12 protein-coding genes are annotated in these 12,482 nt (G+C 65.5%); 1 reads left to right on the top strand and 11 read right to left on the bottom strand.

Annotated elements, in window-relative coordinates; genetic code table 11:
- Positions 1 to 17: 17 nt before the first annotated feature.
- Both ACW9UR_RS04250 and ACW9UR_RS04245 read right to left on the bottom strand, forming a co-directional pair.
- Positions 18 to 1,028 carry a Bug family tripartite tricarboxylate transporter substrate binding protein gene (locus ACW9UR_RS04250; protein WP_458915667.1) on the bottom strand — a complete coding sequence of 337 codons (1,011 nt, stop codon included), beginning with the start codon at positions 1,026 to 1,028 and terminating at the stop codon, positions 18 to 20.
- 160 nt (positions 1,029 to 1,188) lie between these two features.
- Entirely contained in the window at positions 1,189 to 2,217 is a 1,029-nt protein-coding gene (locus tag ACW9UR_RS04245; RefSeq protein WP_458915666.1) for a BamA/TamA family outer membrane protein, read from the bottom strand.
- 189 nt (positions 2,218 to 2,406) lie between these two features.
- Between ACW9UR_RS04245 and ald the strand changes: the two genes are divergently transcribed.
- Complete coding sequence (gene ald / locus ACW9UR_RS04240; RefSeq protein ID WP_458915665.1) at positions 2,407 to 3,525, top strand: alanine dehydrogenase; 1,119 nt, start codon at positions 2,407 to 2,409, stop codon at positions 3,523 to 3,525.
- A gap of 9 nt (positions 3,526 to 3,534) precedes the next feature.
- Here the strand turns inward: ald and ACW9UR_RS04235 are convergent, their stop codons facing one another.
- From ACW9UR_RS04235 to ACW9UR_RS04195, 9 genes are all read right to left on the bottom strand, one after another.
- On the bottom strand, positions 3,535 to 4,200 hold the full coding sequence (locus tag ACW9UR_RS04235; protein WP_458915664.1) for a Crp/Fnr family transcriptional regulator: 666 nt from the start codon (positions 4,198 to 4,200) through the stop codon (positions 3,535 to 3,537).
- Between the two features lie 65 nt (positions 4,201 to 4,265).
- Positions 4,266 to 5,261: an SIS domain-containing protein gene (locus ACW9UR_RS04230; RefSeq protein WP_458915663.1), complete on the bottom strand. Its 996-nt coding sequence runs from the start codon at positions 5,259 to 5,261 to the stop codon at positions 4,266 to 4,268.
- A gap of 1 nt (position 5,262) precedes the next feature.
- On the bottom strand, positions 5,263 to 5,790 hold the full coding sequence (locus tag ACW9UR_RS04225; RefSeq protein WP_458915662.1) for a hypothetical protein: 528 nt from the start codon (positions 5,788 to 5,790) through the stop codon (positions 5,263 to 5,265).
- Positions 5,790 to 6,695 (bottom strand): carbohydrate kinase family protein, encoded by a 906-nt coding sequence (locus ACW9UR_RS04220; protein WP_458915661.1) that lies wholly within the window; start codon positions 6,693 to 6,695, stop codon positions 5,790 to 5,792. Before ACW9UR_RS04220 ends, ACW9UR_RS04225 begins: the two co-directional genes overlap by 1 nt.
- Positions 6,692 to 7,750, bottom strand: coding sequence for an ABC transporter ATP-binding protein (locus ACW9UR_RS04215; RefSeq protein ID WP_458915660.1), 1,059 nt, complete (start codon positions 7,748 to 7,750; stop codon positions 6,692 to 6,694). The genes ACW9UR_RS04220 and ACW9UR_RS04215 overlap by 4 nt, the downstream gene beginning before the upstream one ends.
- 3 nt (positions 7,751 to 7,753) lie before the next feature.
- Positions 7,754 to 9,238 (bottom strand): argininosuccinate lyase, encoded by a 1,485-nt coding sequence (gene argH / locus ACW9UR_RS04210; RefSeq protein WP_458915659.1) that lies wholly within the window; start codon positions 9,236 to 9,238, stop codon positions 7,754 to 7,756.
- Positions 9,235 to 10,110, bottom strand: a complete 876-nt coding sequence (locus ACW9UR_RS04205; RefSeq protein WP_458915658.1) for a carbohydrate ABC transporter permease — start codon at positions 10,108 to 10,110, stop codon at positions 9,235 to 9,237. Before ACW9UR_RS04205 ends, argH begins: the two co-directional genes overlap by 4 nt.
- 1 nt (position 10,111) lies before the next feature.
- Entirely contained in the window at positions 10,112 to 11,005 is an 894-nt protein-coding gene (locus ACW9UR_RS04200; protein WP_458915657.1) for a carbohydrate ABC transporter permease, read from the bottom strand.
- A gap of 85 nt (positions 11,006 to 11,090) precedes the next feature.
- Positions 11,091 to 12,350 carry an extracellular solute-binding protein gene (locus ACW9UR_RS04195; protein ID WP_458915656.1) on the bottom strand — a complete coding sequence of 420 codons (1,260 nt, stop codon included), beginning with the start codon at positions 12,348 to 12,350 and terminating at the stop codon, positions 11,091 to 11,093.
- Between the last annotated feature and the right edge of the window lie 132 nt (positions 12,351 to 12,482).

Genomic DNA, 12,482 nt, shown 5'->3' with positions numbered 1-12,482 from the left:
GCGTGCGGGGTGGGGCCTTACTCGGCCGGGCAGTCGATACCGATCTCGGACGGATCGACCACGGCCTCGCCACGGGAGACGCGGGCACAGGCTTCAGCGATCACGACGGGCATCGCCTTTTCCAGCGCCGCGGCGCCGAAACTGGGATCGAAGACCGCGCCGCGCTCGGTTGCGTAGGACGTCAGAGCGTCCGAGGTCATCACGTGCTCCTGCCAGGCCTTGTCCACGGTGTCGTAGACCTCCTGCGGAGCGCCCATCGGGATGAACACGCCGAAGTAGTCGGGCGCGACGTGCATGTCCGGCAACCAGTTGGTGATCGGCGGGATCGGGTCCAGCCCCTCGACGACCAGTTCCTTGTCCGACAGCACCGCAAGCGCGCGCAGACGACCGGCCTTGATCATCTCGGTCTGCTCCACAGCCAGCTGCGTCGTGGCCTCGACTTCGCCCGCCGCGGCGGCCAGAACCGCCGGGTTGCCGCCGTCATAGGCGACCATGCGCGCCCCCAGATCGCCGCCGGCTGCCTCGTTGATCGCAGCCATCGCCATGCCACCCGAGGAGTTCACACCGGCGGTGCCGACCTTGACGGCCTCGGCTTCCTTCATCGCTTCCAGCAACTCGCCGAAGTCCTGGTAGGGCGCATCGGCATTGACCGAGACCACGGGCACGTTCGCGACGTGCAGGTAGATGTGGTAATCCTCGATCGAGGTATCCTCGATCATACCGGTCACCGAATAGGTCGCGTTGTTCGCGATGGCGTTCGCCGTCCAGGTATAGCCGTCGCGCGGCGCATCCAGCGCCGCCTTGGTGCCGATCGAGCCCGAGGCACCCGGCTGGTTCACCACCACGACGGGGGTCCCCAGAGCCTCTTCCAGGATCGGTGCGACGACGCGCGTGACCTGGTCGGTCGAGCCACCGGCCGACCACGGCACGATGATGTTGATCGGCTTGTCCGGCTGCCACTGGGCCAGCGCGGGCCCGGCCATCAGGCCCAGCCCCACCAGCGCGGCGGCGGTTGCTTTGAATGTCATGTTTTTCCTCCCCAGTATTATTACCTACCGGTTGGTAACATACCGGAGCGGAATCTGTCAATCGTGTGATTTCGCCCAATCGCGCGCGGCCATACCGGCTCTCGGCCCGGCGGATCTTGTAATTCAAGAACGGGAGGCGCGCCGCGACAGGCGCGTTGGCTCAGAAATCCTGTCCGACGTAGATATAGAGAAGCTTCTCGCCCTCGTCGTTCAGCGTCCCATCTATCGAGAAATCGACCGGAAAGCTGTTCGAAAGGCGAATGCGTGCTCCCACGCCACCGGCGACGCGCAACGGGCCGTCAAACACATCGCTGAAATCGTCCCCCACCGACCCTGCACCGCCAAACAGCACGTAGCCGAAACGAGAGGTCAGTCGGCCCCGCACCTCTCCCTGCACCGACAGCAGACGGTCGCCGATGTACTGGGTGACCGGAAACCCACGCATCGCGTCGGTCCCGCCCAGCAGGCAACTGTCGAAGAACGGCGCCTCTCGGTCTGCAGCACAAGCCGAGAAGCGGCCGGCGAGCACGATCTTCTCGCCTATCGGATAGTAAGCGTTCGTCAGCAGTGTCGCCTTGTCGTATTCGCGGTCCCGCCCTTCCAGCCCCCAGCCCCGAAACGCCTCAAGCCGGGCATATGTCCCCGAGGTCGGATAGAGCGTGTCGTCGCGGGCATCCCATTCGCCGAACGCGCCGCCCTTGAGGATGGTGAGATTTGCGTCGGGAATGATGCTTGTGGGCAGATCGCCAAGCGCCGAGGGCCGTACAACCGTGTCGATATACCGAACGCCCAGTCCGAGCGCGAATTTTTCGGTCAGCCCGTACGAGGCTTCGGCCCGGATGAAATCGGCTTTCTGATCGAAAGAAACCGGCGTGCCGAGAAGATAGAAGTCATAAGTGACGTCCGCGGTGCCCGCGGCGAGCTTTACACCGACGCGATCCGAGAACAGGCTGAGGTCCAGCAACGCGCCGTAACCGTTGCTGCCGTTGTCGGTCCAGAACCCGCCCAGCGCGATGGTCGAAGCGTCGGAGTTCTCGTCGGCGTTGAAAAGGTATCCTGCCCCAAGCGCCAGACCGGTACCGATTGTCGGGTTCCGGAAAGGGATCGGCGCCCCGACGAAGGACCCGCGGGAAAAGCCGAACTTGCCCGCCTCGTCCTCGGGAACGGCACTATCCAATGCACGTTCCACCGCAGAATCCTGCGCGTGAGTTTCAGACGGCCCCACGGCGCACAGCAGCAAGGCGGCCACCGCTCCGCCGACCAATCCCACAAGTTCCCGCACAGGCCCTTGACCCGGCGCAGCGCCACGGCAATCGTCGGCAGAGAGGGCGTCGCCGCCCGCGGCGCGCCCGGGAAACCTTGCTTCGAGGAGATCCAAGTGCATATCGGCGTCCCCAAGGAAATCAAGAATCATGAATACCGTGTTGGGCTTACGCCCGAAAGCGTGGCCGAGTGCCGTCGACACGGACATGTGGTTTCCGTACAAGCCGGAGCCGGCGAAGGGATCGGCGCGACCGACGAGGATTACCGCACCGCCGGCGCCGAAGTGATCAGCGACGCCGCCTCGATCTTCGCGGCCGCCGACATGATCATCAAGGTCAAGGAACCTCAGGCTGACGAGCGCAAGATGCTGCGCCCCGGGCAGATCCTGTTCACCTATCTCCACCTCGCGCCCGACCCCGCGCAGACCCGGGCCCTGATCGCCTCCGGGGCCATCTGTATCGCCTATGAAACTGTCACCTCGGCCACTGGCGGATTGCCGCTGCTCAAGCCCATGAGCCAGGTCGCCGGGCGGCTGTCGGTACAGGCCGGGGCCAGCGCGCTTGAAACGCACCAGGGCGGGCGTGGCGTGCTGCTGGGCGGCGTACCGGGGGTCTCACCCGCGCGGGTTACGGTCATCGGTGGCGGCGTCGTGGGGTTCAACGCGGCGCAGATGGCCGTGGGCCTCGGCGCCCACACCACCATTCTGGATCGCAACCCGGACGTTCTCGAGAAACTCGCGACCCATTTCGAGGCCCGTGCCACCACCCGGTTCGCGAGCGCCATGAATCTGGAGGACGAAATCGCCCGCGCGGACCTCGTGATCGGCGCGGTGCTGATCCCCGGCGCTGCCGCCCCCAAGCTGGTCCGGCGCGAGCACCTCGCCATGATGAAGCGCGGCGCGGTGCTCGTGGATGTCGCCATCGACCAGGGCGGCTGCTTCGAGACGTCTCATCCGACCACGCACGCCGACCCGACCTTCGTGATCGAGGGGATCGTGCACTATTGCGTCGCCAACATGCCGGGAGCCGTGGCGCGCACCAGCACCTATGCCCTGAACAACGTCACCCTGCCCCATGCGCTGGCCATCGCCGATCGCGGCTGGAAGACCGCACTGACCGAGGATCCGCACCTGCGCGCAGGCCTTAACGTGTGCGACGGGAAGGTCACCCATTCTGCCGTTGCCGAGGCGCTTTCGCTGGACTTCCTGCCCGCCGAGCAGGCGCTCGCGACCTGAGCGGCCCGGTCAGGCGGCGGCCAGCTTCCGAAGCGCCGCCATGTCGAGGATTTCCATCCGTCGGTACTGCCGGCGGATGATCCCTTTCTCCTGAAGGTCCGCCAAAGCCGCCGCAACCGTACGCAGGGACACCCGAGCGATCTCGGCGATATCGGCCTGCGTCGCCTGAATGCCTTCCTCGGACGGATCATGCACCGCCAGCATGTGCAGAACGGCGGCGACACGGCCCAGCGCCGCCTCGTGCCGGAACACGTCGAGCACATCGATGGCGACTTCGAGATTGTGGTTGGTGAGAATGAAGAAATGCTTCCAGTACAGAGGCTTGTCGGCACATACTTCCTCGATCCGCGAAGCCGAAAGAAACAGCAGTGCGCAGTGCGAGCGGGATTCAGCCATGAAGCGCCGGGGCCGCTTCAGGAAGGTCGCCAGCCCCAACCAGAACCCGCGCCCGCCAATGTAGGACAGGTACATGGTCCCGTCCGGGGCGATGCTGCTCAGCCCGACCCGGCCCTCGAGCACGCCGTAGACGCCATCCGCCTCGCCGCCGTGCTCGTATATCCTGCGCCCGGCGGCGCACTCGATCAGCTCGCAACCGCCCAGAACGTCGCTTCGAAATTCCGGCGGCATCTTCGCGAGCCAACCCAATGACTCGAGTATGCGCGGGTCCGCGTTCATGCCTGTCCCCCAATCAGTCCCCGGCGGCGATAAGATACGCTTGGGCACGACCGGTCAAGCTTGGGTCAGACTGTCAGCGTTTCCTTTGCGAGGAAGTCCGGCTTGTCCGGGTTTCGACCCCGCGCACGCGCGGCAGCCTCGAGCGCGCCATAGACCGGGATCAGCTGGATCAGCGGCGCAAGGAAGCGGTTCGCAGTGTCCATCTTTGGCGGCAGCACGATCCGCGCCCTCTGCCCGGCCAGCTTGTCGACGGTTCCCTGCAGCCCCGCCTCGGCCGGATCGCCCAGTGCAAGGACCGGAAACCCGTCACGCAGCACCGCGGAAGGCCCGTGCAGCACTTCGGCCGAGGAATAGGCCGAAGCGTGGATGCCGCAAAGCTCCATCGCCTTGAGCGCCACCTCGGCTGCGACGCCCAATCCGGGCCCGCGCGAGATCACCAGCAGCCGGTCCGTGCGCTCCAGCGTCTCGGCGATTTCGGGCGCGGTGGTGGACGCAACTTCGGCAAAGCGATCGGGGGCGTTGCGCAGCGCGGTCTCAAGCTCCGTGTCGCCGGTCCAATGCGCCAGCAGCCACAATCCCGTCAGCACCGAGTTGGTGAAGCTCTTGGTCGCCGCGACCGCCAGTTCGGGGCCCGCCTGCAGGTCAATCGCCGTCCCCGCGGCGGCGGCCAGCGGGCTGGTGGCTGTATTCGTCAACGTCACCGTTTCCGCCCCGCCCTCGCGGCAGGCGCGCATCAGGGCGACAAGGTCCTCGCTTCGCCCGGATTGGCTGATGCCGATTGCGGCGATCCGCTCCAGGTGCAACCGGGTGCCATAGATCGAGGCCACGGATGGACCCATCGACGACACCGGCCGCCCGGTCATCATCTCGACCGCGTATTTCAGGCAGGTCGCCGCGTGGTCCGAAGATCCGCGGGCGATCGTGATGAGCGCGGCCGGATCTGCGGCCTTGAGCCGTGCGGCGGCTTCGATGATCTGCTCTTGTGCCGCCGCATCCAGCAGGCGGGCAGCGGCGGCGGGGATCTCGTCGATCTCACGCCGCATATTCGTTTGTTCGGTCATGTCAGACCCTGCGTTTCATGGCTTCGAAATTGGTGTCGGTCATCGGCCGGGGCGCTCCGTCGTCCCAGTCGAAGAGCGACCGTTCGACCCGCGTCAGCGGGCCGAGGTAGATATGCAGGCCCAGGCTCGGGGCATCGTCCAGCGCCTGAACGGCGTGGATCGCGTCGGCACCAAGCACCTGGTATTCGCCCGCCGCAAGCTCAAGCCTACCCGCGGGGTGCAGCGCGCCGTCGATCCGGCGCCATAGCGTATTACGCTCCCGCCCGTGATAGACGCCAAGAACGACGGGCATGCGGTGCTCGTGCGGGGGCAACACCTCGCTCGGCAGGAAGCGCTCATGCCAGATCGAGACGCTGTCGTCCTCGAACAGCAGCACCTCGTCCTGATCCATGTGCGGGACGCCCGCCCGAACCTTGTCGGGATCGGCAAGGACACGCGCCATCAGCCGCTCGGCCTCGGCCAGCGGGTCCTGCGAAGCGGCAGCCGCGCGGGCATCGGACACGAACCCGTCGAGGGTGAAGCCAGCCATCAGGCACTCCTGCGTCCATCCGGAGCGACGCGGACGGCTGCAAGCCCGCCCGTCCCGCCCGCATGCTGGACGGTCGCCGCCCCGCAGGCGTTCCCGGCTTCAAGACAGGCTTCCAGCGGCGCTCCGTCCAGCCAACGATCGAGAAACCCGCCGTTGAACGCATCGCCTGCGCCGGTGGTGTCGACCACAGCAACGCTGAGGCCGGGCACGTCGATACTCCGTCCACCGGTCAGGGCCGTCGCCCCCTCGCCGCCTCGCTTGACCACGGTCAGCGGCGCGTAATCTCGGCCCAGTCCGAAAGCGGCAAGACGTGCGTCCTCTTCGGCATTGGGCAAAAACAGGTCGACCCCGCCGATCAGCCGGACATCTTCCGGCCCCAAGGCGTCGTCCCAGCTGCAATCGAGCGAAACGGTCATGCCGGCCGTCCGGGCAGCCTCGAGCAGGCCGGGATGCTCCTTCAGACTGCGCAGCTCGCCAATGTGCAAATGCGCCGCCCCCGACGCGCGCAGGGCGTCAGCGTCGAGTTCCGGCACCGCGGCGCCACTGGCCTTGGTCAGGAAGGCACGGTCGCCGCCCTGCACGATGGCGACGGTGACCTGCGGGGCGGCACCCTGAGCTGCGGGTTGGGAAAGTGCGATATCCACGCCCGCGGCTTCGATCTCGGCGCTTACCGGGGCGTCGAAGGGCGGCGCGGGCAGGACCGCTGAAAGCGCGGCGGGCCGACCGAGCGCTGCCAGCGTCGCGGCGGTGATGAACGCGCCGCCGCCCGCATGCACGCCGAGATCCTCGGCGAAGACCTCGGTGCCGAGCGTCGGCATTCGCGGCACGCCGGTAAACACCAAGTCGCAGTAGAGCCGCCCGACGCAAAGCACCCGCCGGGAACTGGCAGAGCCGCTCCCGGTCACGTCAGCACCATTCCGGTTTCCCCGTCGAAGAGGTGCAGGTTGGCCGGGTCCGCACCCAGTCGCACGTGCGCGCCCACCTCCGGCGGGTGGCGGCCGTCAGCCTTAGCGACGACCTCGCCCCCGGCCGTTTCGACATAGATCAGCGTCTCGGCGCCCAGCGGCTCGCGGACAGCGACGCGGCCTTCGATCAACGCACCGTCGTCGGCCAGGGTCAGATCATCAGGGCGCACGCCAAGCACGACCCGCCCGTTGGACGGCTGCTGCGCCAGCGGCAAGTCAAGCGCATGACCCTCGGGCAGGTTCACCCGCCCGCCAACAAGCTGGGCGTCCAGCATGTTCATCGACGGCGCGCCGATGAATTGCGCAACGAAAGTGTTCGCGGGCCGGTGATAGACCTCTTCCGGGGTACCGACCTGCTGGATGTAACCGTCCTTCATGATCACGATCCGGTCGGCCATCGTCATGGCCTCGACCTGGTCATGCGTCACGAAAATGATCGTGTTTCCAACGCGCTGGTGCAGCTTCTTGATTTCCAGCCTCATCTGCGTACGCAACTGCGCATCGAGGTTCGAGAGCGGCTCGTCGAACAGGAACACCGCCGGATCGCGCACCATCGCCCGGCCGATCGCGACGCGCTGGCGCTGGCCGCCGGACAGCTGGCTGGGCTTGCGCTCCAGCAGGTCGGTCATGCCGAGGATGCCCGCCACTTCGTCGATGCGCTTGTCCTTGTCGGCGCGCGACATCTTCGAGGTGCGCAGGCCGAAGGCGATGTTCTTGCGCACGCTCATGTGCGGGTAGATCGCATAATTCTGGAACACCATCGCGATGTCGCGTTCCTTGGGCTCCAAGTTGTTGACCACACGGCCGCCGATCTCGATGGCGCCCGAGGACACTTCCTCGAGCCCCGCGATCATGCGCAGAGTGGTTGACTTGCCGCAGCCCGAGGGGCCAACGAAGACGACGAACTCGCCGTCGCCCACATCAAGGTCGATGCCGTGCAGTACCTCGGTCTGGCCATAGGCCTTCACCAGTTTCTTCAGCGAGAGATTGGCCAAAGCTCAGACCTCCATAAGCGATGCGAAAGCCGTTGCCAGGGCCTGTTCGGCCTCGGCGCGGCGGGTTGTGCGTTCTTCGGATGCGCCGCGCAGGATGGTCAGCGCGGCACGACTATCGTTCAGGGCCGCCGCAAGGGCGGCGGGGGCCGGGCCTCCCAGCCGGTCGCGGCGGGCAACGAAGGTTTCCGGCGCAACTGCGGTGCGGAAGGCGGCCTCGTCCAGCATGGTCTTGTGCCCTGCCCGCGCCTCGAAGGCCTCGGCAAAGGCCGCGTAGCCCTCACGCAGAGGCGCCTCCCGGGCGATCACGGCGCGCGCCGTGTCGGCGGCGATCTCGTGCGCCTGCCGGAAGCTGAGCCCCTCGTCCCGGACCAGCGTGTCGGCCAGTTCGGTGATCGTCACGCAGGCCGCGTCCATGTTCGCCGCCACCCGATCCGCGCGGATCCCGCAGGCGGGCAGGAATGCGGTGAGCAGCGACAGCACGCGCCCGCCGCTGTCGAACGCGGCATAGCCGGCCTGCTGCACCTCGCCCTCGCTGTCGTTCATGTCGGTGAACGGCGTGTTGTGCATCGTGTTCACGATCATGTCGCAGCGTCCGGCGGTAACGCTGGCCAGGTGGCGCATGTGTTCGATCGGCACCGGGTTGCGCTTCTGCGGCATGATCGAGCTGATCTGCACGAGGCTGTTCGGCACGTAGAGTTGCCCGACCTCGAAGCTGGACCAGAACGCCATGTCCTGCACGACGCGGCCCAGATGCACGAAGACCAGTTTCAGCGCACTATAGAGCCCGGTCACGTAGTCCACGCTGGCGATGCAGCCATAGCTGTTGACCAGCGGCGTCTCGAAGCCGAGCAGTTTCGCCATTCGGTGCCGGTCTATGGGAAAGCCGGATGTCGTGATCGCGGCGGCCCCCATCGGGCAGTGCTCCAAGCCGTCGATGGCCGCCGACAGGCGCTCGGCATCCCGCAACAGCACTTCGACGGCTGCGGCGAGGTAGTGACCGAAGGTCGTCGGCTGCGCGGGCTGGCCGTGGGTATAGGCGACGATCAGCGTCTCGGCCTCGACCTCCGCCTTGTCGATCAGCGCGGCGGCAAGCTTTAGCACCAGCGTTAGCGCCGCTTCGGCCCGTATCCGCAGTTCCATCTTGAACAGCGTGTGGTCCATGTCGTTGCGCGACCGCGCGGTGTGCAGTGAGCCGCCCAGGTCACCCAGCCGCTTGCGCAACTCGGCCTCGACGAGGAAGAAATAATCCTCGTGCTCACCGGTGTAGGTCAGCGCCGCGACATCGGTTTCCTCGCGGATCGCCTCAAGCGCTCCGGCGATCTGCGCACCCTGTTCGGCGCTCAGGATGCCGGTTTCGACAAGCATCACCAAGTGCGCCCGGTTGATGCTGTCCATATGCCGCGCGTAGTGCGCCTTCACACCCTCGAACAGCGGCGCAAGCACCGTATCGCGGTAGACGGGATCGGGGAAGGTGGAGTGATCGGTCATCCCTTGAGCCCTGCCATGACGACGCCGCGAATGATGAAGCGCTGGAAGATAAGGAACACGATCAGCGTCGGGATGGTCGAGATCGCCGCCCCGGTCATGATCAGCTCCCACGCCACGTCAGCCTCGTCGCCGAAGCTCGAAAGACCCACAGGCAACGTGTACATGTCGACCGAGTTGGTCACGATCAGCGGCCACAGGAACGCGGTCCAGTTGCCGAGGAAGACGAAGATCGCAAGCGCGGCCAGCGCCGGCTTGACCAGCGGCATGGCGACGGTCCACCAGATCTGAAGTTCGTTCAGCCCGTCGATACGCGCGGCCTCGATGAAGTCGTCAGGCACGCTCTCGAAGAACTGCTTCATCAGGAAGGTGCCGAATGCGGTCATCAGGCCGGGGAACATGATGCCCCAATAGCTGTCGAGCCAGCCGAAGCTTTGGCTCATCAGGTACCACGGGATCACCAGCATCTCGGTCGGGATCATCAGCGTGGACAGGATTGCGATGAACACCAGCTGGCGCCCCGGAAAGCGGAACTTGCAGAGCGTGTACCCTACGAGGCTGTCGAAGAAGAGGTTCGAGATCGTGGTGATCGTCGCGATGATGATCGAGTTCCAGAACCACATGTAGAACCGCCCATCCTCGAGGACGTAGGTGTAGTTCTCGATCGTCGGCTCTTCGGGGATCAGGTTGACGTTGTAGACCTCGTGCGGCCATTTCAGCGACGTCGAGATCATGTAGACGATCGGCATGATCATCAGCACCCCGCCCAGGAACAGCAGGGTCCAGCGGATGATCTGGCCCAGGTTGCGCGGCTTACGCTCGGGCGTTGCATCCAGCAGCGCGGCGGTGGTCGGGCGAATGTCGGTCACGGCCATGTCAGTCGCTCCGCAGCAGGCGCAGCTGGATCAGGCTGACCACCAGCAGGATCAGGAACAGGACAACCGTCTGCGCGGCGGCATAGCCCATGTCGAAGGCATTGAAGGCGGTGTCGTAGATCATCAGCACCAGCGGTTTCGTGGAATTGAGCGGCCCGCCCGGATTGTTCGTCGTCATGTTGTAGACGTGGTCGAAAATCCGCAGGAAGCCGATGGAGCTGAACACGACGATGAACACCATTGTCGGGCGCAGCAGCGGCAGGGTGATCTGCGTCAGCACGGTCCACCAGCCGACGCCGTCGATTTTGGCGGCCTCGTAATAGCTGACCGGGATCGCGCGCAGCCCCGCCATGAAGATGATGACCTGAAAGCCCAGACCGGCCCAGACGGCGGGCGCCAGCACGGACGGCAGCGCGTTGGTGGTCGAATTCAGGAACTCGATCTGCGGGATGCCGATCTGGCTGAGCAGGTTGTTGAAAAGCCCCGTCGGCACGGGCTGGTAGAACCAGCGCCAGACCCAAGCCATCGCCACGGCGCTGGTCATGAACGGCAGGAAGTACAGCATCCGCAGGAAGCCGTGCATGAACCGCACCTGGTCCAGGTGGTAGGCGACGATGAAGCTGAAGACCAGGCTGATGGGCGTGCCGATCAGCAGGTAGAGGAAGGTGTTCTTGAAGACCTTCCAGAACACCGGGTCCGCGACCAGTTTCTGATAGTTCTCAAGCCCCGTCCAGGTGCGGTCCCCCAGCAGGTTCCAGTCCTGGAAACTGATCAGGATCGCGTTGCCCGTGGGGTAGAAGCGGATCACGACATAGAACAGGACCGGCACGGCCAGAAAGGCCCAGGCCCAGACGATCTGCTTCTGCTTGATCGAGAGATTGCGGTAAAGCTGCATCCCGTATTCCCGGTTCGGGGCGGCGCGTCATCCGCGCCGCCGTCAAGCGCGACGCCCCACCCGTCACCGGGCGGGGCGGGGGCGCTTACTTGCCGTAGTACTCGTCGAGGATCTTCTGCTCGGCCTCGACCGCGATCGCGAGGCTTTCGTCAAGCGGCATGTCTTCGAGCGTCATGCGCTCGACCATCTCGACCATCAACTGACGCTGGGCGCTTTCGTTGGCGAAGATCGTCGTGTGCGCGTTTTCCAGACCACGGATGAACGGGCCGAACACCGGATCGTTGGCGTTCTCGTCGGTCATGCCAACGGACGGCTTGGCGGGCAGCTCGCCCACGACATCCAGCCAAACCTGCATCGCCTCGTCCGAGGTGATGTACTCCATGAACTTCAGCGCGGCCTCGTACTTCTCGCCCTCGGCTTTCGAGGTCACCGCGTTCACCCAGTAGCTGGAGTAGTTCGACTTGGTGCCGTCAGCCGCCGCCGGCAGTTCGGCCACGCCCCATTTCAGGCCGCGCACATCAGCCAGCGAGCCGATGCGGAACGATCCGTCGATGTGCATGCCCGCACGGCCCGCCTTGAACGCCGCCTGGGGCTCGTCCATGAAGCCGATCGAGGATACGGCGTCCTCTCCGGTGAAGAGGCTCGCATAGTACTCCAGCGCCGCCTTTCCGGCGTCGGTGTTGTAGTTCACGGTCTGGTAGTCATCGAGATACGGCTCGCCGCCGAACTGGCGCACCAGGCCCTCGCGCCACCAGTGGTGATCCTGCGCGGTCATGCCGGCGGTGATACCGACCTGGGTGATGTTGCCCGCGCCATCCTTCTTGGTCAGCGCCTTGGCGGTCTCGACCAGTTCTTCCAGCGTGGCGGGCGGGCCTTCGATCCCGGCCTCGTCGAACAGACGCTCGTTGTAGAACAGTGCCAGCGAGCGCACGGCCGTCGGCAGGGCGAAATACTGGCCGTCAACCTTCATCGCCTGGACCATCGGGAAATACTGCTCGTCGATCTCGGCCGCCGGGAAGCTGTCCTCGGGCAACGGCTGGATCAACTCGGCCTCGATGTAGTCGTTCAGCCAGCCGTAGAACAGCTGCACCACGTCCGGGCCCTCTCCCGCGGGGATCGCGGCAGCGACCTTGGTGCGGTAGTCGGCATAGGGAAAGTGGGTCATCGTGACGGTGATGTCGGGGTTGGCTTCCTCGAAGCTTTCGATCAGGTGCTCCATCGCCTTCACGCGGGCGTCGAAGAAATACTGCCAATACTCGATTTCGACCGCGGCGGAGGGGCCGGCCAGCAGCGCCGCCGCGCTGGTCATCCCCGCCAGGGCCGTCATGCGAATCGATCTGATCATAGGGTGGTCTCCCAGTTGGTCGGGCGCCGGTTGCGGCAACCCTGCTTGCATTCGCGTTCATGGCGTCTGCGCCATGGCGGCGGCGTTGTCTCGCCCCCTGTCCGAAAGCATTAACTCAAACTTCTTGAGCAA

It is taken from the genome of Halovulum sp. GXIMD14794, from assembly GCF_054457455.1.
Note: the sequence above shows the minus strand (reverse complement) of the source record. Positions and strands in the feature narration are given on the sequence as shown.